This window comes from Niallia yueguangensis (genome assembly GCF_052663115.1).
This window is the reverse complement of record NZ_JBQTCX010000017.1, coordinates 59,005-82,237: the sequence shown is the minus strand read 5'-3', so window position 1 is coordinate 82,237 and position 23,233 is coordinate 59,005. Positions and strand designations below refer to the sequence as shown.

Genomic DNA, 23,233 nt, shown 5'->3' with positions numbered 1-23,233 from the left:
TATCGCACTCCCCTTCTTTCATAATTAGATCTTCATAAATTTATCATTCAAATTGATTTGTCATCTGCTTACTTTCCCTCGTAAATTACTTAAGGGTATCTTTAAATAAGGCTGTTTTCGTATAGATTGTTGCTTTTAACTCGCAGCCTGAATACACTTCGTCCGTTTAGCGAGCGTCGAGCCTCCTCGTCGCATACGCTCCTGTGGGGTCTCGTCTTTCTCGCATTCCCACAGGAGCCTACGTGTATTCAGTCTGCTGGGTACTTCTTCTCCCATTTTTCACGTAAAAAACAACAAACTTTGAGAAAACAGCCTTAAATAATTAAGAAAAGCTTTTTTCAACTTGTTTTTTTCTTTGTTGTATATCCATATTTAGTCGACTTATTAATTGTTTTCTAAGGTCTTTTTCGAATAAAACCTCTCTAATATGCACTAGGTTTACTCTTTCAATCCATTGCCAAGTGCGCTCTAAATAATTTGCTGTTTCTCGATAGTATTGAATGAATCCTGTAATCATCTCAACCACTTCTTCTTCTGTTGCTGCAACACATAATAATTCTCCAGAACGAACATTTCGGCCACTGCTGCCGCCAACATAAATTTCCCATCCTCTATCAACCCCAATAACGCCGATATCTTTTGTTGTGGAACCTGCACCATTATGCAAACAAGCAGATATTCCCATTTTCACACGGTAAGGAGTAATGATTAATTCAGTTTGTTTTTCAAGTTGAACCCCTAATTGCAACGATTTTTGTTTATCACATTTACAAATATGTTCACCGATACATGTTTTAATATGATGGACGGTATTTCCGAAGGTAGAACTTAATGGCATATCTAAATCTTTACAAACATCAAATACTTGCTCTTTTGGCACACCCATTAAGTGGATTCTTTGTTCACTCGTAACAGCAACATCATTAATTTTATATTTTGTTATGACTTCCCCAATTTTTGTTAATTGAGCTCCACTTGTTATACCACCGTACATTTGAGGAATAATGGTGTAAGTACCATCACTTTGAGCAATTGCATTCATTTTTTCATTTACATAGAATATTTCTTGCAAGCTTTCATATTCAGGATAGATCATTCCTAAATAATAATGGAGAGCAGGATTACAAACAGAGCATCCATTATGATTTTTCCAATTAAGTGCACTCATTACATCTGGAACAGATATCAGATTTTGTGCTTGCATTTCATGTACCACTTCTTCTTCTGTTAAAGATGTACATGTACACATAGATTTTTTTTCTATTTTCTCATCAAAGTCATCACTTTGTATATATAGTAGCAAATCCTCAACAAGCGGTTTACAACCACCGCAAGATCCTGAAGCCTTCGTACATTGTTTGACTTCCTCAACCGTTGTTAAATTCTTTTGTTGAACTGCTTCTATAATTGCTCCTTTTGTAACACCATTGCAATTACAGATCATTTCACTTTGAGGCATAGCTGCAAAAGAATCTAGTCCATCTGCATTCATTTGGAACAAAGCATTCTTTTCCTGTTGATGCATATCTTTTTTCTTTATAACCATATCCAGTATTTTTGTACCCTGCCTTGTATCACCAAATAAAATAGCTCCAACTAATTTATCATCTTCAAATAGTATTTTTTTATAAATGCCGTCTACTTCATCATACATTTTAATTACTTGTGTCGTATCATCTTCATATACTTTTCCAACAGAGAATACATCTAGACCAGAAATTTTTAATTTAGTGGAAAGAGTAGAGCTTTTGTAGCCTTCCCCGTTGATGCCACAAATTCTTTTCGCTAAAACCTGACCTTGCTCATATAGAGGCTTTACTAATCCGTATACTATTCCCCTATGTTCCACACATTCTCCAACAGCATAAATATTAGAAATATTTGTTTCCAAGTAGTCATTTACTACAATTGCCCTGTTTGTTTCTATTCCACTATCTTTTGCCAATTGGATATTAGGGATAACTCCTACCGCCATTACAATAAGATCCGCTTTTGCCTCTGTTCCATCTTTAAATCGAATCCCTTCAACGCGCGCACTTCCTAAGATTTCTTCTGAATCTTTCCCTAGTAGAAAGTTCATGCCTTGAAGCTCCAACTCTTTTTGCAAAAGTTTTGATGCTGTATGATCTAATTGCCGCTGCATTAAAAAATTTGCATTATGCACAATATCTACCTGCATACCAAGATTAAGCAAACCTCTTGCAGCTTCTAAACCTAATATTCCACCACCAATTACTATTGCTTTTTTATATTTATTAGAAGATTCAATTATTTTTTCACAATCCTCGATCGTTCGAAAAGTAATGACCCCTTCCTTTTGAATTCCTGGTAGAGGAAGTACAAATGGCAAAGATCCAGTAGCAAAAATAAGTTTATCGTATGCTATTTTCCTTTGTTTATCAGTTAATACATATCTTTTATCTGTGTCAACTTTTATTGCAGCCTCTCCTGAAAAAAGTTTAATATTATTTTCTTCATACCATTTATCATTATTTAAAATAATATCTTGAATGGAGGTATCTCCTTGAAGAACAGAGGACAATAAAATTCGATTGTAATTCGTATGAGGCTCACTTCCAATAATAGTAATCTGAAATGTTTCAGGATCATTTTTAATAATCTCTTCTATACATCTAACTCCAGCCATACCATTCCCTATTACTACAAGTTTCTGTTTATTCATGGTTAAAAACCCCCTTAATTTTCAATCATACAATGTTAACAAATAAATACATACCTTTCATTATTTCATAGTATAAACTTTAGGAGAATAAAATTGTCATATAATCTAACAAGAAATATTTTTTGAAACCGTTTAACCACTTGATTTAATGCACTATTTTTAATTTTTCATTTTTTAAGAATTTATCTACTGTAAAGAAGAAATAAAAAAACCACGTCAGATATTCTTACATAAACCTTTTCTACTTTAAATCTCTCTACTATAATCAAAACATGTAAATTGTTTACTAGTTTATCACTTTAAAGCAACAGTGAGCAACTTGTATTTTCAAATTTGCATACTATTTTAAATACCAAGGAGGAAATAAAAATGAGATTATCTGAATTAAGAAAAAGTGGTCACCCCAAAACCTTATTGTCTTCTTTTTTATATTTTGACATTAGTTTTATGATTTGGGTTTTGCTAGGTGCACTTGGTGTATTTATTTCTAAAGACTTTGGTTTATCACCTGCACAAAAAGGATTTGTTGTTGCGATTCCTACATTAGCAGGGTCTCTTTTCCGAATTATCCTAGGCATTTTAACTGATCGAATCGGTCCAAAGAAAACCGCGACTATTGGAATGTTAGTTACGATGATACCTTTGATTTGGGGATTTTTAGCAGGAACATCTCTTCCTGAATTATATGCAATTGGAATTTTATTAGGAGTAGCTGGAGCTAGCTTTTCTGTTGCTTTACCAATGACAAGCCGCTGGTACCCTCCTCATTTGCAAGGATTAGCAATGGGAATCGCTGGTGCTGGAAATAGTGGTACATTAATCGCAACATTATTTGGACCTCGTTTAGCCGTAAATTTCGGTTGGCATAGTGTAATGGGATTTGCACTTATTCCATTAGTAATTGTTTTTATTATTTTTACTCTTCTAGCAAAAAATGCTCCTTCTCAACCGAAACCTGAACCGATTGCTAATTATTTCAAAGTATTTAAATTTAAAGATACTTGGTACTTTTGTTTGCTGTATGGCGTAACATTTGGTGGTTTTGTTGGGTTAGCTAGCTTTTTAGGTATTTTCTTTGTTGATCAATATCAATTAACTTCTGTACAAGCTGGTGATTTTGTTACATTATGTGTTGCTGCTGGAAGCTTTTTCCGACCTGTTGGAGGCTTTATTGCGGACCGCATTGGTGGAGTAAAATTATTATCCACTTTGTTTATTGTTGCAGCATTATGTATGTTTGGTGTTAGCCTGCTACCTGCTCTTGGCCTTGTTATTACTTTACTTTTTGTTGGGATGATGTGTTTAGGAATGGGAAATGGTGCAGTATTCCAATTAGTTCCACAACGCTTTCAAAAGGAAATTGGAATGGTAACTGGGATTGTTGGTGCAGCTGGTGGAGTCGGAGGCTTCTTCCTGCCTAATATTTTAGGTACATTAAAGCAGCTTACAGATACATATTCATCAGGATTCCTTACTTTTTCCTTTATCGGTTTAGCAGCTTTTGGGATTTTAATGGTAGCTAATTTATCTTGGAAGAAACATTGGGATACTAAAGGTGATGCAGTAAAAATATAATGATATTTTCTTATCTAAAAAAACGGACTAACTTAACTAGTTAGTCCGTTTTTCATTTTTTTAAGTACAAAGCATTATTAATGAAGACTTTTTACAGCTTTGTATCATCAACAGAATTCAGCCACTTATCTATTTCCTCAATAACTGATTCTACACACCCCTCTTCAAAAGGTGATAATAAATTTGCCTCTTTCACCAACTCAGTAAATGGAAGACTACCACCTAACTGACAAAGTTTCACATAATCATCCCATGCTTCCTCTTTATTTTCTCTTGAACGTTTCCAAAATTGGAAGGCACATATTTGTGCAAGTGTATAATCAATATAATAGAAGGGAGACGTGTAAATATGAAGCTGTCTTTGCCAATACCCTCCACTCTCTAAAAATTCGTTATCATCATAATCTTTATGAGGCATATATTTTTTTTCGATATTTCTCCATGCTTGTTTTCTTTCTGTCGGTGATGCAGTCGAATTTTCATAAACCCAATGCTGAAATTCATCTACTGATACTCCATATGGTAAAAATAGCAGAGCGGAACTCAAATGAGCAAACTTATACTTATCAGTATCTTCCTTAAAAAATAATTCCATCCATGGCCAAGTGAAAAATTCCATGCTCATCGAATGAATTTCTGCTGCCTCATAGGTAGGCCAATAATACTCCGGGATATCAAACTTACCGCTGCTATACACTTGAAAAGCATGACCTGCTTCATGGGTTAACACATCGATATCACCAGATGTACCATTAAAATTAGAAAAGATAAAGGGTGCTTTATAATTTTCAATAAATGTACAATAGCCTCCACCAGCTTTTCCTTTTTTTGCAACTAAATCCATTAATTCATTTTCCTTTAAATAAGAAAAGAATATTCCAGTTTCTTTTGATAGTTCATCGTACATTTTTTGACCATTATTAATAATCCAAGCAGGATCACCTTTTGGAGCAGCGTTTCCTGATAAAAAGTTTAATGATTCATCATAGTATTTTAATGCTTCTACACCAATTCTTTTTTGTTGTCTCTTTTTTAATGTCGTAGCAAGTGGCACAATAAATTGATGCACTTGATCCCTAAACTTTGCGACCATTTCTGGATTATAATCTGTACGGTACATACGGTAGTAAGCTAACTCAACAAAATTTTTGTATCCTAATCTTTGTGCAATTTCTGTCCTTACTTTCACCATATCATCGTAAATTCGATCTAATGTTTCTTCATTTTCAGTAAAAAAAGCAAATCTTGCCTTATTCGCTTCTTTTCTAACATCACGATCTTTTGATTGGGTATATGGCTCTATTTGAGCTAATGTTCTTTCTTCCCCATCAAACATAATTTTTGCGGAAGCAAGAAGCTTCGTATATTCAGTTGAAAGTTTGTTTTCCTGCTGCAGCAGTGGTACTACTTCCTCAGAAAAAACTTTTAATTGTGCTTCTGCTAAAGCGAATAGCTGTTTTCCCCACTTTTGTTCTAATCCTTCTCTAAATGGCGATTGAACCAGTTCCTTATAATATTTAGTAATTAAACCTTCTATTTGTGGAGAAAATTCATCTAAATAATCTTGTTCCTGCTGATAAAACTCATCATTTGTATCAACAGAGTGTCGGATGTAACAAATATTGCACATTGTCGAGACATCATTGCGAATCTTGTTAATCTGTTCTATTATGTCTATCTGTTCCTGTTTGTTCGATGCTTGTTGAAACATGACTAATAGTTTTTCAAACTTTGTTGAAATTTCCTCTATATTTGGCCTTTCGTATGTAAATTCTGAGAATTTCATTCTAGTTCAACCTCCAGATCTGCTTTTTTACAGTTACTAAAAAAAAATTAAGCTGGTTTTAATCTTTTCAATAAGATTAACTACGTTAATAATTTAGGCTCTTTTCGTATAATTGGTTGTTATTTAACCCGCAGCCTGAATACACTTCGCTTTCCGCGGACGAGTGCCGAGCCTCCTCGTCGCTATGCTCCTGTGGGGTCTCGCCTTTCTCGTATTTTCCGCAGGAGTCTACGTGTATTCAGGCTGCTTAGTGCTTCAACCATGTTTATTATTTTATTCAAAAACAATAAACTTTTTAGAAAACAGCCATAATTTATAACCGGCTAAAAGCTTTATTTCCACTAATGCATCAACATTTTCATTCCCTTTATTAATTACACACTCTAACACTAATCTCCTGCAAAATTAATATTATATATATCATTTTTTCCAATGGATTCGTGTCAAACTAATGATAAAGTAATAATGCAAAAAAATAAGAAGTGGAAATGGTTTTCCGCCATTTCCACTTCTTATTTTTTTGTTTATTTATTTGCCACAGATAATCCTAATTTTTTTACAAGCTCAATTACTGTTGTTTTTTCTTCATTGGAAAGCTCTGACATTAGATCATGTATTTTTTCCTCATGATTCGGAAAAACAGATTCTATCATTTCTTTCCCCGTTTCCGTAATTTGCGCAAATGTTACCCTACGATCTGATGGGCAAGCGACTCTTTTTAAATAGCCTTTTTCTTCAAGTTTATCTACAACATAAGTAATGCTGCCGCTTGCCAATAAAATTTTCCCGCCAATTTGCTGTAATGGTTGATCTCCTTTATGATACAGCAATTCCATTACGGCAAATTCTGTTGGATTTAACCCATATGTCTGGATTAATTTATTTACATTTTCATTAATCGCTCGGTAAGCTCTAGATAAAACAATAAATAGTTTTAACGATTGGTTGATATCTTCTTTACTCATCTATTATTCATTCCTTTTGTATAAAATATCTCGAATTCAGATTATTATACTTTTTTCTTCTTTTGTTGTCAATTCAAGCATTCTTCATTCTTCTATTATTAAAACCAATTCATCTCTCAAAAGCAACTTCATTTCCCTTGCTTTCTAAGCCAATAATTGCGCTTTCATCTATACATGCTATAATAAAAAAAATAGAATTATTTGGAGAATAATTATTAATGAAAATGAAGAAAAAACAAATTTTACAGTACATTTTAATAGCAGTTGTACCTGTATTTATTGCGGCTTTCTTTTACATAGATAAAATTATACAAGAAGAATGGGAGCAACGAAAAAACCATGCAAGCTGGATAGGAACTACTCATCAAAAACATTGGGATGCTTTCATTAGTAAAACTGTTACATCATTAAATATTTTAAGCATTTCGATCGAAACATATGAAAATTCCATAGAAAATACGGAATCCTTGCTTCAAAATGTTCTTAAACAGGAACCAACTTATGGTGGCCTCATTTTATTAGACCAAGCTGGCAATAAAATAACTGGGACTGTTAATCATGTTCATTCTTTTGCTAAAACAGATTATATTAATGAAGTCATCCAAACAAAAGACAGCGTTATCTCCAATAAACAACAAATGTTAAGCAATGGTCAAAAAGTAGTTGGATTGGCAAAACCAATCTTAAATAAACAGAAAGAGTTAAAATATATACTAGTTGTTTATTTACGTATAGACTATTTATTAAATATTATGGAGATTTTAACTCCAGATGAAAATATTGCTATTTTAAATGCAAATCAAGATATTATTATAAGTTTAAATTCGTATATTGCTTCTAACAAAAAAACAGTTACTTTGCCTATTGATGCCCTTCCTTGGAAAATACAAGTGGAAGTCAAAGAAATTAATAAAGCGACTATTATAAAAAAAAGCATTGCATTTATTTTGTTTTGTTTCGTTTGCAGCCATTTAGTTTATTTATTGCTCCAATTTTATTTGCTTCGCCAAAAAACAGAATTAGAAAAAAAGCAAAATGAACTTCAAAAACTAGAATTAGTTGGAAACTTAGCAGCAAGTTCTGCACATGAGATTCGAAACCCATTAACGGGAATTAAAGGGCTAATACAATTGTTAAGTGAAAAACATACCACAAAAGAAGAACAGTTTTATTTTTCCATTATACAAACTGAAATTACAAGAATTAATGAGATAGTCAGTCAGTTTCTTATTCTTGGGAAACCGACCGCTTTTAAAAAACAATTAATTGATTTACAAACCATATTAGCAGAACTAAAGCCTTTAATTATTTCAGAATCCAATTTCCATAACGTACAATATAGTTTTCAAATTCCAGAAAGAAACATCCCTATCATATGTGCAGCCGATCAAATGAAACAAGTTATTTTAAATATAACCAAAAATGCTTTTGAGGCAATGGTAGATGGAGGAATTTTAAGATTAAATGTAATCATTTCTTATGATAAAGTAATAATCACAATCTTAGATAACGGTGTTGGAATTTCTAATGCACAGCTGAAAAAAGTTTTTCAACCATTTTATACTTCCAAAGATACTGGAACAGGATTAGGTCTTATCGTTTGCAAAAGAATTATCCAATCATTTAATGGAGAAATATTTATTACTAGTAAAAAAAACGAAGGAACCAAAGTTGATATTATTTTACCATTAGCTGAATAGCGTACTTTTTCTAAAAAGAATAGGGCTTTGTTATGAACGAGAGTTGATTTTTCCCAACTCTATTCTTTTTCTAATGTTGATTTTCCTATTCTTTCCATATACAGGACAACTATCTTCAAAGTTGAAATTTTCATTTATGTGGAATTTATCTTGAAGTATAAAATGAAAGAAGGGATTACTTGCTTATGTTACACTTCTTTTTCTAAAAAGCGAATAATCTATTGTATAAATGCATAATTTGTTAGTAATCAGTTTCCTCTTCATTCAAAAACAGTGGGGCTTCAGTAGTTTATTATTATTATTATTGAAAACCAATAAAAAATATAAAGGATTTAAACAACATACCTACCTTAATATGATTAAATCCTATCAAATATAAAAACATACATTTGCTATATTAATACACAAGATTATTAGGCCAGATGATCATCGACTGTTTATGAGAATTTGTAACGATCATTTGTTTTTGCTTGCTTTGCCGAGTTGCAAGCTGATATTGATTGATTAACTCATCAAGCTCCTGACTATGTTTTATCGTTTCACTACTAGTGAAACCGGTCTCTTTTGCCGATATAATCATTACCTCCCTTTTTTTTTGAATAGCTTTCAAAATATCCTTTTTCTTACCTTGCACTCCTTTTCCTCCTAATCATTTTAAAATACTAAATTATTTACCTAAATTTAGTTTACTTGATGAATTATCACAAGAAATGATATAAAAGTAAATAGAATCGCAATATTAGACATTTTTTTTTTGAAAATAGGTATTTACACCTATAAAACTCATAATAATCCTATTTTTTCGACAAGCTCTATGACAAAACTAGTCAAAATTTTATGAACAACATTAAAAATGGTTTTCAACTACTAAAAACACGATTGTTCCACTTACTCTATTAAAGTTATGCTAACTGAAATTTCTATACTAAAAGAAGCTGTTACAAGTAAAAACAGCTTCCTGATAGATGTAATTATTTTGTTAACCACTACTTACTTGTAGGTATAACTTTATTAAAAATAGGCAGCATCTTTAGCCGATTAACAGCTTCTAATAATCGCTCTTCTGAAGTTAATAACCCTGCACGTACATATCCTTCTCCAAATTCTCCAAATCCGATTCCTGGAGCTACAGCTATATGAGCCTTGTCCAATAAGTAGTCGGTAAATTGTTCGGAAGTAAAACCTGCTGGGACTTTTAACCATGCAAAAAAAGAACCTGCAGGAGCAGCTACATCCCAGCCTATCTCTTTTAATCCATTCACAAATACATTTCTTCTGCTTTCATAAAGGCTATTTAATTGTTCTACACATGCTAGGGAACTGGTTAATGCTGTAGCAGCTGCTTCTTGAACAGCACCAAATAAACTAACATAAAGATGGTCTTGATATAAATTAAGGGCCGATATCACACTTGCATTTCCAACCGCAAATCCAACACGCCATCCTGCCATATTAAACGTTTTGGACAACGTGTATATTTCAATTCCAATATCTTTCGCACCCTCAGTCTGTAAAAAACTAATCGGTTTTTTTCCATCGAAGCCAATAGCACCATAAGCAAAGTCATGAACAATACAAATATCATACTCGTTGCTTAACTGAACTGTTTTTTCAAAAAATTCCTCTGTAGCAATAGCACCAGTTGGATTATTAGGATAATTTAAAAACATTAACTTTGCTTTATGTAATATATCCTTTTGAATCTCCTCATATTTTGGTAAAAAAGCATTTTCTTCTTTCAATGGCATCATATGCATTTGTGCATTTGCAAGAGCAACACCTGATAAATAATCTGGATACCCTGGATCAGGTACTAATACTGTGTCTCCTGGATTTAATAAGCATTGTGGAATTTCCACTAACCCTGCTTTCCCGCCAAATAAAATCGCAACTTCTGATGCTGGATCCAATTCTACGCCATATTCTTTTCTATAAAAGCTTGCAACTGCTTCTTTTAAATAGGTATATCCTCGAAATGGAGAATATTTATGATTTTCGGGCTTTGCCGCTGCTTGCTGCAGTCTCTGCACAATATGATCTGGAGTAGGTTGATCTGGATTTCCTTGACCTAAATTAATCACATCAAAGCCTTGCTCCACATATTTAGATACTTTCGATACAAGTGAAGCAAAAAATTGTTCAGGTAAATTATTTAATAAATTTGATTGATCATAAACTTTCATCTTTCCACCTTCTTTTATTCATTAGGCTCTGTTTAACTAGCCTGTTAATTGCAGCGAGAGGCATTCGCTTTCCGCCGCGGGCAGTCCGGGAGCCTCCTCGTCGCTGTGCGGAGGTCACTGAAAAAGTGGATACTATGAAATATAGATAGTGAAAATCCAAGCACTCAGAGGTTTTCGTTCGGTTTTCCGAGGCTTACCTCACGCTTTCCGCGGGGCGAGCGCCGAGCCTCCTCGTCGCTTTGCTCCTGTGGGGTCTCGCCTGTCTCGCTAATCCCGCAGGAGTCGTGCGGACGCCTCTCCTAACCAACACGATGGTCGTTTTCAAACTATCTATACCATTTTTATCCTACTAACTATAAGGGTTTTACCTATGATTTATATAAGAAAAGCGGAGGCGCCTTGCTCAGCCCCGAAGAAAAATGTTCACATGACTCAAAAAGTGCTTTTTACTTTTAGAGGCATGGGGTTATTTTTCACAGGGGCTAGGCGCCGGAGCTAGACACTCGTCTAAGTTCAAAAATTTTATGCTTTCTTATTTTTTAATAAAACACTTATTCAGTGGCCTCAGCACGGCGCCTGTGGGCTCTCCCTTTGACTCGCTTTTCCCGCAGGAGTCTCACGCCTTCCGCTTCAATCAACAAAGTATCAAAATCAACAATTAGCTTTAACACAGTCTATTCATTAAATAAACAATAAACTGCATATCCTTTTTTATAATAGTTCTTTTTCAAAAAACATTTAATTATCTTGCATTTTATGATATAACGAATGCATGTACGTGTAAATAAAAGACGAGGAATTTATTAATTCTGCCTTGAATATTTTATACTAAGATGCATTCCACTTTTTAGAGGATGTTTTTTGAACACACACTTTTAATAGAGAGTCGACTATTATTATAGTTTATTGAACTAAATATGAATAGAGGGTGAAAAAATTGACTTTAAAGATCAGTATTATCCAAATGGATATTTCGTTTGGAGATCCACAAACAAACTTTACAGTTGTAGAAGAAAAAATTAAAGAAGCAGGCAAACAAAAAACTGATATTATTGTTCTTCCAGAATTGTGGACAACAGGTTATGATTTAACACGACTTAACGAACTATCTGATGCTCATGCACAAAAAACGATTGCTTTTTTACAAAAAATTGCCGTAGATCATGATGTACACCTTGTTGGTGGTTCTGTTGCTAACGAAAAAGAGAATGGAATATATAATACAATGATCATCATTAATAATCACGGAGAAGTTGTTCATACATATGATAAATTGCACTTATTTCAGCTGATGGACGAACATGTATATATGCAAAGCGGTACTTCTAATGGATTATTTGAGTTAGACAATCATCTATTTGCAGGCATGATTTGTTATGATATCCGTTTTCCGGAATGGATTCGCACCCATACAACAAAAGGAGCCAAAGCACTATTTATTGTAGCAGAATGGCCTTTGCCTCGATTAGCACATTGGCGATCATTATTGATTGCACGAGCAATTGAAAATCAGTGCTACGTTGTTGCGTGTAATCGCAGCGGATCTGACCCAAATAATACCTTTGCAGGACATAGTATGATTATAGACCCATGGGGAGAAGTCATCATCGAAGCAGGAGAAAAAAGCGACATTATTCATGGGACGATTGATTTAGATAAAGTAAAAGAAGTCCGAAAAATGATTCCTATTTTTGCAGATAGAAAACCTTCATTTTATAGTTAATAATTACAAACACCTCCTTTTATTGAAAGGGAGGTTTTTTTTTTCCATAATAAAAATAGACCTTTTGCCGATACAATAAGGTCTATTTATCACCAATAGTACTGCCATTTAAAAATTTCATACAAGTGAAAGAAATTTTTTCTATTTTTCAAACCGGGCTGTTTAACTAGTATAAATCGTTTATTTAAACTTTTTTTCTTAATAATTATTCCCTTCTTCCTTATTTATCGGAATATAAAGATGAAATGTAGTACCGACTCCTTCTTCAGATTCTATTTCCATTTTCCCTTTATGTTCTTCCATAATTTGATAGGTCACCATTAGTCCTAAACCTGTTCCTGTTTCCTTTGTTGTATAAAACGGCTCCCCTAATCTGGCCAGTTTTTCCTTACTCATTCCTTTCCCATTATCTTGTATCATAATATGAATAAAGAAAGGTGTTCTTTCCATTTTCACTTGAATTTCTCCACCATTATCTAATACTTCAATTCCATTTTTAATGATATTAATAAAAACTTTTTTCATTTGATTTGGTTCACAATATACTTCGTGTACCGACTCATTATATAATTTTTTAAACTGAACATTGTATAACACTGCTTGTGCTTGTAATAAGTCCAATGTTTCATTCATTATTTTGGTTAAATCACTGTTGACAAACTTTAAGACTTGAGGTTTTGCTAATTGCAGAAATTCATTTATGATGAGTTCGATGCGGTCTAATTCTGACTTGATTACTGAAAAGTACATTTGATTATTGTCTGTTTTTAAATTAATTTCTAACAATTGAATAAAACCTTTTAAAGCAGTCATTGGATTTCTTATTTCATGTGCGATACCTGCTGCAAGTTCCCCAATTACATTTAATGTAGATGATTTTCTTAACTGTTCTTCCATTACAACATTTTCGGTAATATCTCTTAATGTTGTAATGCTCAAGCCAGAATATACGTTATATTTATTTCGAAATTCAATTTGACTCCATTCGTTTTCTTTAAAAGAAGCTGTATAAATCCCCCTATTTTGCTCCATATCTTTAAAATTTAAAGATAATAGCATTGGTTTTATATCCTCACTGATTGTTTTCCCATTTGGCAATACTTTTAATAAATTCAAACCGATGAGTTCTTCTTTTTTTTGATGAAGTATTCTTTCAGCCGCCCTGTTCATATCAATGATTTCATATTTTTCATTCCAAATAATAATGCCGTCAAACGCTTCCTCAAAGATATTTTCAAACATACTCTTGCTTTCTAATAATGCCACTTCCATTTTATATCTTTCTGAAATATTACGAATTATACTCATATGCAGGCCTTCAACAGAATGAAGCTTTGTCGTAAATTCTAATAATTTTTTTTGGCCATTTGGCATTAAAAACATCAGTTCTTCTCGATTAGCTTTGTCTCTGTAAAGATTCTTTATCATAGAAACATATTTTTCATCTTTTTTATAAATAAAATCGCTGAATTTTTTATGGGTTAATTCCTCGTAAGAACTCTCAAATATACGAAGTGCAGAATCATTTGCTGATACGATTTCCCCTGTTTCTTTCCATAAGATTATTCCATCTAAAGTCTCAGAAAAAAATTCATCATATATCGCCTCTTTTTTTTGATGCATCTTGTTTTTTATCCATATTTTCGTAATATTTCTTATCACTGTCAAAAATCCAAGATTATTAGGTAATTTAGAAATAATAATTTCTATATAAAACTCTCGATCTTTTATATATATCGGTATTATATGGGTTGTAAAGCTTGTTTTCATATGTTTAAATTCGCTGATTTCTTGTCTTATTTTATCCCGATGCTCTTGAGGCACAAAATGTGTAATATTTCTGCCAATTATTTTATTTTGATTTGTATTCAGCATCTCACAAATAGACTGATTCGCTTCTAATATAACTCCTTTTATATCAAGTATTAGTAGTCCGAAAGCATTTGCGTGGAAAGCAGCATTCATTACTTTTTCGATTTTTTCTTCTTCATTCAAAGCTTTTCTTAAATACAAATTTTCTTGTTCAAGATCACTTAGTTTCTTTTGCAACTGTTGTAGTTCCTTCAAATAAGATACACCTGTCACTGCTAAGCCTCCTTGAGTACCATTGTGATTACATAATTCTACAATTTTTTAAAAATACCTTTTGTTTTTATAAGAAAACGAAGATATTTTTACATTGCTCTCTCATATAAGAAATGGCAAGGGTATTTTATAGTAGGGGAAATTTCAGTTTTTATATAACAAATACGCTAATTCCCTTACATTTATATATCAGTTATGAACATAGGAAGAAAAATACTTAACAGATTCATTAATCAAAATTAGCTTTGATGTTTTTGTGCTATAACTATTTACTATAAACTAATTTACTTTTGTTAATGTCAAAAGGAAGGAGTCGTTTATGAAAAAAAGAGACTATTTCTTTGATAATGCCAAATTTTTGTTGATTTTTTTTGTTGTATTTGGTCATTTTATCCAAACTTTTAATGAAGAAAGCAATAGCATCTATGCATTATATAAAGTGATTTATACTTTTCATATGCCAGCATTTATTTTAATTTCCGGATTTTTCGCTAAAGGAATGTATAAGCAAGGATATATTCAAAAATATGTAAAAAAATTAATTATCCCTTATATTATTTTCCAATTAACTTACAGTATCTTTTATTACTTTCTATACAGTAAATCTACTTTTACTATACAACCATTCAACCCTCACTGGTCGTTATGGTTTTTAATCAGCTTATTTTTTTGGAATATCATGCTGCTTTTATTTGCAAAGATAAAATTTATTTATGGTCTATTTATATCTGTTGTATTAGGTGTAGCTATCGGTTTTGTTGATTGGACTACAAGCTATTTAAGTTTAACGCGCACCTTTGTTTTTTTCCCATTATTTTTAATTGGATTTTATTTGAAGAAAGAGCATTTTGAGTGGATTAGAAGAAAAGGGTCAAAACTAACTGCGATTACAACTTTTCTTTTTGTTTTTATTGGATTTTATTATTTTCCATCTATTAATGATCAATGGCTGCTAGGTTCTAAATCTTATTCAAATTTAGGGGAAGATTCTCTGCAAGCTATTTTTATCCGTCTTTTCTTTTATATTTTAAGTTGTATGATGATTTATTGCTTTCTTGCCATTGTTCCAAATAAACATTATTTCTTTACTAAATTAGGGAAGAACACATTGTATGTTTATTTATTGCACGGATTTATCGTTCGTATTTTCAGAATAAGTGATATGATCGATCTAATGAATCCGCTCCAATCCTTTTTACTACTAGTGGGCATATCGTTTGTATTAACATTATTATTGTCTAGTAAAATGATCATTTCAGTGGCACAGCCTATTATTGAATTAAAAACAACAAGGTTAAAACAATATGTATTAAGAATGTATACCGATATCCGTGTTTAGCCCCCTTCCATTTAATAAAGATAATAGACTGAAGAATTAGGTTTGTTATCTTCAGTCTACTATGAATTTATCGTTTATTATCGCTTTGTTTGTTTTTTTGCTACATGTTTATTTGCTTCTGCTGTTTCATAAAACTTACTTGCATTCACATCGCCAAACTCCATTCCAAATTCAACAGTTGAAGCTTCGTCTTTCTGTTTCTGTTTCTTTTCCCTCATATCATTTCCCCTCTCTTCCATGTTTAGCATTTCGATTGGCACCTTTTATTGGATTTTCACCTTGACTAAACTCTGTTGAAAATTCGCTTTCCTCCACATTTTTTTTAGGTGTTTTACTATATTTTTCAGCAGCATCAAATGCAGCTTTTCGTTTCACCATTATCACTCACTCCTTCTTTTTTGTTCGATATTATTTTTTACTGTTTCCTAAAAGCTAATCCATCCTAATTTTTACAAGAAAAGCGCAAGCGCTGTAGCTCGATATCCGTCGGACTTCAGAAACTTTTACTTAGGCTATGTTAAAGCTCTTTGTTGATTTTGGCACTATGTTGATTGGAGTGGAAGGCGTGAGACTCCTGCGGGAAAAGCGAGTTAGAGGGAGACCCCACAGGCGCAAAGCGCCGAGGAGGCTCCCGGACCGCCCGCGGAAAGCGAACGCCTGGAGCTACAATCAACAGGCAAGTTTATCAGAGCCTATAAAAAAGCACAAAACAATAAACAGTTTTGTACTTTTTAACCAATAATTATTCTTTCTTTTGGATAATGGTAATTATCTTTTTTCTCTTTGCCGCCAATAATATACATAAAGGAGGTTAAGCCGATTCTGCCGATAAACATTAATACCATAATGACGCATTTCCCCATTGTCGATAATTCAGGAGTAAGTCCTAATGATAAACCAGTTGTTCCAAATGCTGAACATACTTCAAATATTATTTTCAGTAAAGGAGCATTTTCTGTAATAGAAAGCAGTACAACAGCTATAAGACATATTCCACTTGCAAGAATAGTAACAACAAGCGATTTTATAATATCATTTTCATGAATTTCTCTTTTAAAAATTTTAATATTCTTATTACCATTAGCAAAATAATAAATAAACATTATATTTAATGCCAATGTTGTTGTTCTTATCCCTCCGCCTACAGAACTTGGCGATGCCCCAACAAACATTAAAAAACAAAAAATTAATAACGTTGGCAAAGAATACTCATTTAAATCCATTGTCGATAAACCACCACTTCTCGTCGAAGCAGAATGAAAAAAAGCGTTAAAAAATATTTGATGCCAGCTCATCCCAATATAATAGTGATTCCATTCTAAAACAATTACTGCAAGTGTTCCAAAAAGCAACAGGATGCCAAAAGTTAAAGAGGTTAATTTTGAAAATAAAGAAAACCGAAATGTTTGTATATTATTTTTAGGAAAAAGATATTTTTTTACTTCAATTAATACTGGAAAACCTATTGCTCCTAACGTAATTAACATAATATGTACCAATTGAATAAAATAATCATTTTCATACGGCAACAAAGAAGAGCCGGTTAAATCTAATCCTCCATTTGTTGTTGCACTGACAGAAGCAAATAATCCATGTAAAAAGGCTTCTTTCCACGTTGGAAAATAATTATGAAATTGTAAACCTAATATTAACGCTCCTAATAACTCTATAAGGAGAATTACTTTAATAATTTCCCTTATCAAATAAACTAAACCGGATAAATTAGACTGATTATGGTCAATCATAATCAATTGTCTTTCTTTTAAACCGATTTTTTTTCTAAGCAGCATCCAGAAAAAAGTCCCAAGTGTCATTACACCGATACCGCCAAATTGTAAAATAAACATTAAAATAAAAATACCTTGTGTACTATATGTTTCAGAGATATTAATAACTGTTAAACCTGTTACACTAACTGCACTAACCGCAGTAAAAACAGTATCCATAAAAGACACAGATACACCTTCTTTATGAACACCAGGCAAACATAATAATAAAACTGAAATGCTAACTGCTAATAAATAATATCCTGTTATAATTTGTGCAGGAGTAAATTTATTTAACAACTCTTTAAGCGTTTTCCACATTGAAACAAATCCTTTCTATTTTCACTATTCTATCATAAATGCAACTCTCCTATTTTTAAAGTGTTTTTCATAAAAGTTTGTGCAGCTCGTCCCCTTTTCCATTCTTCGAAAACTTTACCACTTATGAACAAATAGAAAATCACCATACTATAAATACAGATAATTATTTCTGTAAAATTAATTTATAGGAGGATTAAATATGGCTACAACAAATAAACTATTAGTGCCAGGCATTGAACAATATTTAGATAGCATTAAATATGAAATTGCGCAAGAATTCGGTGTTCAGTTAGGATCAGATACTGTAGCAAGATCAAACGGTTCCGTAGGTGGAGAAATCACCAAAAGATTAGTGCAACAAGCACAAGCAGAATTATCTGGTAAACAATAATAAGGAAATCTTTAGCTCTAATGAATAGCTAGTATATTATGCAACACTTATTTAAATAAAAAGGAAATTTGCCAAAAGATAAAAAACTATCCTTTGGCAAATTCTCTTGTTTTATTTGGCTGTTTTCTCAAAGTTTGAAAGCAACAATCTATACGAAAACAGCCTTTTATTTAGTTTATCTTTATCCTTTTTCGGTATTTTTAACCGTTTTAGTAGAGAAAAGGTAGCCACCTACTGCTATAGCAACTAATACAATCCAAAAGGTTAACTTCCATGCTGTTGATTCTGGAAAATGCTCATTCAACAAGGCAACTTCTGGATGAGCTAGCGTAAACACAGCAAGCTTTACTCCTACCCAGCCAACTATCATAAAAGCAGCTGTTTCTAATGAAGGTCTAGTATGCAATAGCGTTACGAACCAATTAGCGGCAAATCGCATAATGATTAACCCAATAATTCCACCTAATAACATAACTGCAAATTGTCCACCATCGATACCGCCAACGGTAAACCAGCCTGTTGGCGTTAATGTTATCGCTAAAGCAACAGCTGCCAACATCGAATCAATTGCAAATGCAATATCTGCTAATTCTACTTTTAAAACAGTCACCCAAAAAGAAGATTGCTTTCTTTTCTTTTCTTTTCCTTCTTTTTCTTTGTTTGTAAATCTTCTATAAAGATTATGGATGGCAATAAAAAGTAAATAAATGGCTCCAAGCGCTTGTACTTGCCAAACATCTGCTAATATTGAAATCATAAAAAGAGTCGCAAATCGGAAAATAAATGCACCAAATAATCCATAAAATAATGCCTTTTTTTGCTTCTCTGGCGGTAAATGTTTTACCATTACTGCCATAACAACCGCATTATCAGCTGCCAATATTCCTTCTAAACCTACCAGTACTAACAGTACCCATCCATACTCTAATAACATGCCTGCATCCATTTTAATTATCTCCTCCTAATTATTTTCATGTATACTCTGTTAACAACGGTTTCTATTCGCCTCTCGATTATTATGTACAAAAAAGCGCAAAAAAGACCTTTGCCAACAGGCAAAGGTCTTGCTAAGCATGTTTATGCCAACAAAGCCGATGATTATTAGAACCATGAAATGACGACTTTGTTTTAGGTTTCCCTAAAAGCTACTCCCCTTTGAGTAAGTATACGATTAATATATATTTATTATATACATTATTTAATGAAATGCCAACCCTTTTTTCTGAATTTCAAGTTTTTTCGTCATTAAGTATAGTTATATGATAATCGCTCTTATATATACCCCGCAGCCTGAATACACTTCGCTTTCCGCGTTTTTTAAATAATCTGGGATAAAAATGCTTTTGTTCGGTCATGTTGAGGGTTATCAAAAATATCTTCTGGTTTGCCCATTTCAACAATTTCACCTTTGTCAAATAAAATAATGCGATCAGCAACTTGACGGGCAAATCCCATTTCATGAGTAACACAAAGCATCGTCATCCCAGATTCAGCAAGTGTTTTCATAACATCTAATACTTCTTTTACCATTTCTGGATCTAGTGCAGATGTTGGTTCGTCAAAAAGCATGATTTTTGGCTGCATTGCCAAAGCTCTCGCTATCGCTACACGCTGCTGCTGACCACCAGATAATTGACCTGGAAATTTATTAGCTTGTTCAGGAATCCCTACTCTTTCAAGTAATTCTTTAGCTATTTGCTCTGCTTTTGACTTTTTCCATTTTCTAACCCAAATTGGTGCTAACATAATATTTTTTAATATGGTCATATGTGGAAATAAGTTAAAGGACTGAAAAACCATTCCCGTTTCTTTTCTAATCTCTTCAATATTTTTCAAATCATTTGTTAAAGCAATATTGTCAACAACGATTTCCCCTTTTTGAAACTCTTCTAAAGCGTTAATCGTGCGGATAAATGTCGATTTACCTGATCCAGATGGACCTAAAATAACAATTACTTCCCCTTGCTTTACCGTTAAATCCACATCTTTTAATACATGGTGGTCTCCATACCACTTATTTAATTTTGTTACTTTAATAATATCTTCTCGATCCTCAAGAGGCTTTGCTAACTTTTCAACTGAAAATACACTTTCCATTTTCTCATTCCTCCCTTTATCGTTTTCCTACACCTAATGATGATTCTAAGTGTTTACTTACATGAGACATTAAAAAGCAGAAAATAAAGAAGAAAAATGCTACAAATAAATACAGTTCTAAATGCTTCCCTAAATACGCAGGGTTTGCAGCTATTTTCTTTGCAATTCCTAAAAAGTCCGTTAATCCTATTACCGCAACTAAAGACGTATCTTTAAATATGGAAATAAACTGCCCTACCATTGCTGGAATTACTGCTTTTAATGCTTGCGGCAAAATTACAAATACCATTAATTTAAAGTTGTTTAGACCTAATGCATGTCCTGCTTCAAATTGTCCTCTAGGAATGGATTGCAGTCCGCCGCGAATATTCTCAGCTAAGTAGGCTGCACTAAATAAAGTGAACGCAACCATTGCTCTTAGCACATTGTCCATTTCAACTCCACCGAGGAACATTGGCAATAATAATTGTCCAATCGATAACACCATAATAAGCGGCATCCCGCGAATAACCTCAATATAAACAATACAGCTATACTTTATAATCGGCAGCTTGCTTCTTCTGCCAACAGCAAGTAATAGACCAAGTGGAAACGAGCAGACGATGGCTACAGCTGCTAAAAGAAATGTTAATAAAAATCCGCCCCATACATTCGTTTTTACCGGCTCCACGATGCCGAATCCATTTAAAATGCCGATTGAGATAGGAATAAATAATATCCATAACACCAATGTCGGAGCTTTTAATATAGACACTTTTCTTCCGATAATGTAAAATACGGCAATTAAAGCTACACTAGAAAACAAATAAACTTTTGAGTTGCTTTCTGTATATGGCAAAACCCCAAAAATAAGTAATAATGCCCCGACTGTAATGGCAACATGACCAATAATCCCTCTCCATAATCCCCATGAAACTCCTAGCAGGACAGAAACAAATACTATGGACGTCCATACACGCCACATTTCTTCTACTGGAAATTGTCCAACCATTAATAAGCGAAAATTATTTGCTACCACTGTCCAATCGTTAGTAAAAACAAACGTTGACACCCTAGCTATCATATAAACAGAAAAAGCAGCAGCGATAATAGTAAGCAGGATATTTTTCCAATCTTTGAATAAGTTCTTTTTTACCCACTGTGACATATTCGACCCTTTGTTTGGTGATATTGTCGTCATACTTTCACTGTTGTTAAGTTGAATGTTATCCAATTTGCCTCACTACCTTTCAACCAACTGGAATTTTTTATTAAAGAAATTCATAAACAGTGATGTCATTAAACTAAAGAATAAATACACTGCAATGATAATAAAGAGTGTTTCAATTGTATGGCCTGTCTGATTTATTACAGTGTTTCCAATTCCGACAATATCCTGATAAGCAACCGCCATTGCCAAGCTGGAGTTTTTAATGACATTTAAATACTGGCTTGTTAATGGTGGAATAATAATCCGAATTGCTTGTGGAAAAATAATTAAACGCAAGGAAGTAGATCCTTTAAAACCAAGTGCTTTAGCTGCTTCCGCCTGTCCTTTTGGAACCCCCATTATGCCTGCTCGAACAATCTCTGCAATATAGGTTGATGTATAAACAGATAATGCGATTAACACAGATAAGAATCCGATGGATAAAGAAGTTCCTCCAACAAATGCACCATTCTCTACTTTAGGAACAGTTAAATGAAGAGGTCCATTTCCTGTGATAAAATAAACTACAATACAACCGATAATAAAAGCACCGATACTAAATAAGAAAGGATGCATTTTTTTCCCTGTATTTATTTCTATATTTACTAGTTTTTTATACATTACAATAGCAAGAACAATGAAAACAAAAAGGATAATAAACCATAGGAGTGTATTAGAGTATATAGTAAACCAAGGGACTGCTGCTCCTCGATTCGAAAAATAAAACGGGCCAATTGCAAGCGCTTCTTGTATTTTTGGCATCGGCAAAAATACAGCAAAATTCCAGATAAAAATTTGCACTAACAGCGGCGTATTTCTGAAAATCTCCACATATACTGTTGCCAATTTGCTAACTAGCCAGTTATTGGAAAGACGACCGATTCCTATACATACTCCTAAAAGGCTTGCGAAAATAATTCCAAAAATAGATACTTTAAATGTATTTAATAGTCCAACTAGCAAAGCCCGTATATATGGATCATCCGGTGTATAATGAATTAAACTTTCAGCTATCGGAAAAGATGCTTTTAATTGTAAAAAATCCAACCCTAAAGTTAAGCCGATTTGCTCTAAGCCATATAAAACATTATTTATCATTAAATATAATGCGATTCCTACGATTACAACAAAGATTAATTGCAATAAGATTGGTACCGCTTTTTTATTTCTCCATAAAGGAGTGGATGTTGTTTGTTTATTCACTTTATCATCACCCTTCTTCTGAAATGCGTAAGCGCCTTGCTCAGCCCCGAAGAAAAATGTTCATTTGCCTCTAAAAGTGCTTTTTACTTTTAGAGGCAAAGGGTTATTTTTCAGAGGGGCTGGCTGCTTGCGCTAGACACCTTTTACACTTCAAAATTTTAAGCTTACTTATTTTTAAAAGAATAGACCTGCTAAAAAGCAATTGTTAGCAGGTCTTACATGCCTAT

18 protein-coding genes are annotated in these 23,233 nt (G+C 33.0%); 5 read left to right on the top strand and 13 right to left on the bottom strand.

What is annotated here, in order from left to right; all coding sequences use genetic code 11:
• Positions 1–322: 322 nt before the first annotated feature.
• Positions 323–2,683, bottom strand: a complete 2,361-nt coding sequence (nirB, locus tag ACTYA4_RS15560; protein ID WP_443483031.1) for a nitrite reductase large subunit NirB — start codon at positions 2,681–2,683, stop codon at positions 323–325.
• Positions 2,684–3,052: 369 nt separating this feature from the next.
• On the opposite strand from nirB, the gene ACTYA4_RS15555 reads away from it, so the two are divergent.
• Positions 3,053–4,258 carry an MFS transporter gene (locus tag ACTYA4_RS15555; protein WP_443483032.1) on the top strand — a complete coding sequence of 402 codons (1,206 nt, stop codon included), beginning with the start codon at positions 3,053–3,055 and terminating at the stop codon, positions 4,256–4,258.
• Between the two features lie 91 nt (positions 4,259–4,349).
• Here the strand turns inward: ACTYA4_RS15555 and ACTYA4_RS15550 are convergent, their stop codons facing one another.
• Together ACTYA4_RS15550 and ACTYA4_RS15545 are read right to left on the bottom strand one after the other, a co-directional pair.
• Positions 4,350–6,044, bottom strand: a complete 1,695-nt coding sequence (locus ACTYA4_RS15550; RefSeq protein WP_443483033.1) for a M3 family oligoendopeptidase — start codon at positions 6,042–6,044, stop codon at positions 4,350–4,352.
• A gap of 524 nt (positions 6,045–6,568) precedes the next feature.
• Positions 6,569–7,009, bottom strand: a complete 441-nt coding sequence (locus ACTYA4_RS15545) for a MarR family winged helix-turn-helix transcriptional regulator (RefSeq protein WP_443483034.1) — start codon at positions 7,007–7,009, stop codon at positions 6,569–6,571.
• Between the two features lie 218 nt (positions 7,010–7,227).
• Between ACTYA4_RS15545 and ACTYA4_RS15540 the strand changes: the two genes are divergently transcribed.
• Positions 7,228–8,709 (top strand): ATP-binding protein, encoded by a 1,482-nt coding sequence (locus ACTYA4_RS15540; RefSeq protein WP_443483035.1) that lies wholly within the window; start codon positions 7,228–7,230, stop codon positions 8,707–8,709.
• A gap of 397 nt (positions 8,710–9,106) precedes the next feature.
• On the opposite strand, the gene ACTYA4_RS15535 is transcribed toward ACTYA4_RS15540, so the two are convergent.
• Positions 9,107–9,343, bottom strand: coding sequence for an aspartyl-phosphate phosphatase Spo0E family protein (locus tag ACTYA4_RS15535; protein WP_443483036.1), 237 nt, complete (start codon positions 9,341–9,343; stop codon positions 9,107–9,109).
• 352 nt (positions 9,344–9,695) lie between these two features.
• On the bottom strand, positions 9,696–10,892 hold the full coding sequence (locus tag ACTYA4_RS15530) for a pyridoxal phosphate-dependent aminotransferase (protein ID WP_443483037.1): 1,197 nt from the start codon (positions 10,890–10,892) through the stop codon (positions 9,696–9,698).
• 937 nt (positions 10,893–11,829) lie between these two features.
• Here ACTYA4_RS15530 and ACTYA4_RS15525 point away from each other — a divergent pair.
• The gene (locus ACTYA4_RS15525) at positions 11,830–12,615 is read left to right on the top strand and encodes a carbon-nitrogen family hydrolase (protein ID WP_443483038.1); all 786 of its coding nucleotides are present in this window, start codon (positions 11,830–11,832) and stop codon (positions 12,613–12,615) included.
• A gap of 198 nt (positions 12,616–12,813) precedes the next feature.
• Here ACTYA4_RS15525 and ACTYA4_RS15520 read toward each other — a convergent pair whose 3' ends face one another.
• A complete protein-coding gene (locus ACTYA4_RS15520; RefSeq protein WP_443483039.1) occupies positions 12,814–14,700 on the bottom strand; it encodes a PAS domain-containing sensor histidine kinase in 1,887 nt (628 codons plus the stop codon).
• Positions 14,701–15,019: 319 nt separating this feature from the next.
• On the opposite strand from ACTYA4_RS15520, the gene ACTYA4_RS15515 reads away from it, so the two are divergent.
• Positions 15,020–16,039 carry an acyltransferase family protein gene (locus ACTYA4_RS15515; RefSeq protein WP_443483040.1) on the top strand — a complete coding sequence of 340 codons (1,020 nt, stop codon included), beginning with the start codon at positions 15,020–15,022 and terminating at the stop codon, positions 16,037–16,039.
• A gap of 77 nt (positions 16,040–16,116) precedes the next feature.
• On the opposite strand, the gene ykzE is transcribed toward ACTYA4_RS15515, so the two are convergent.
• From ykzE to ACTYA4_RS15500, 3 genes are all read right to left on the bottom strand, one after another.
• Positions 16,117–16,257 (bottom strand): protein YkzE, encoded by a 141-nt coding sequence (gene ykzE / locus ACTYA4_RS15510; RefSeq protein WP_443483041.1) that lies wholly within the window; start codon positions 16,255–16,257, stop codon positions 16,117–16,119.
• A gap of 1 nt (position 16,258) precedes the next feature.
• Positions 16,259–16,417: a protein YkzP gene (gene ykzP / locus ACTYA4_RS15505; RefSeq protein WP_443483042.1), complete on the bottom strand. Its 159-nt coding sequence runs from the start codon at positions 16,415–16,417 to the stop codon at positions 16,259–16,261.
• A 353-nt stretch (positions 16,418–16,770) separates the two neighbouring features.
• Positions 16,771–18,126: a TrkH family potassium uptake protein gene (locus ACTYA4_RS15500; RefSeq protein WP_443483043.1), complete on the bottom strand. Its 1,356-nt coding sequence runs from the start codon at positions 18,124–18,126 to the stop codon at positions 16,771–16,773.
• Positions 18,127–18,325: 199 nt separating this feature from the next.
• Between ACTYA4_RS15500 and ACTYA4_RS15495 the strand changes: the two genes are divergently transcribed.
• Positions 18,326–18,517 (top strand): alpha/beta-type small acid-soluble spore protein, encoded by a 192-nt coding sequence (locus ACTYA4_RS15495; protein WP_443483044.1) that lies wholly within the window; start codon positions 18,326–18,328, stop codon positions 18,515–18,517.
• Between the two features lie 181 nt (positions 18,518–18,698).
• Here the strand turns inward: ACTYA4_RS15495 and ACTYA4_RS15490 are convergent, their stop codons facing one another.
• From ACTYA4_RS15490 to ACTYA4_RS15475, 4 genes are all read right to left on the bottom strand, one after another.
• Positions 18,699–19,463 (bottom strand): MeeY/MeeF family manganese export membrane protein, encoded by a 765-nt coding sequence (locus ACTYA4_RS15490; protein ID WP_443483045.1) that lies wholly within the window; start codon positions 19,461–19,463, stop codon positions 18,699–18,701.
• A 371-nt stretch (positions 19,464–19,834) separates the two neighbouring features.
• A complete protein-coding gene (locus ACTYA4_RS15485) occupies positions 19,835–20,614 on the bottom strand; it encodes an amino acid ABC transporter ATP-binding protein (protein WP_443483046.1) in 780 nt (259 codons plus the stop codon).
• Positions 20,615–20,630: 16 nt separating this feature from the next.
• Positions 20,631–21,827 (bottom strand): amino acid ABC transporter permease, encoded by a 1,197-nt coding sequence (locus ACTYA4_RS15480; RefSeq protein ID WP_443483047.1) that lies wholly within the window; start codon positions 21,825–21,827, stop codon positions 20,631–20,633.
• A gap of 9 nt (positions 21,828–21,836) precedes the next feature.
• Positions 21,837–23,006 carry an amino acid ABC transporter permease gene (locus tag ACTYA4_RS15475; RefSeq protein WP_443483048.1) on the bottom strand — a complete coding sequence of 390 codons (1,170 nt, stop codon included), beginning with the start codon at positions 23,004–23,006 and terminating at the stop codon, positions 21,837–21,839.
• Between the last annotated feature and the right edge of the window lie 227 nt (positions 23,007–23,233).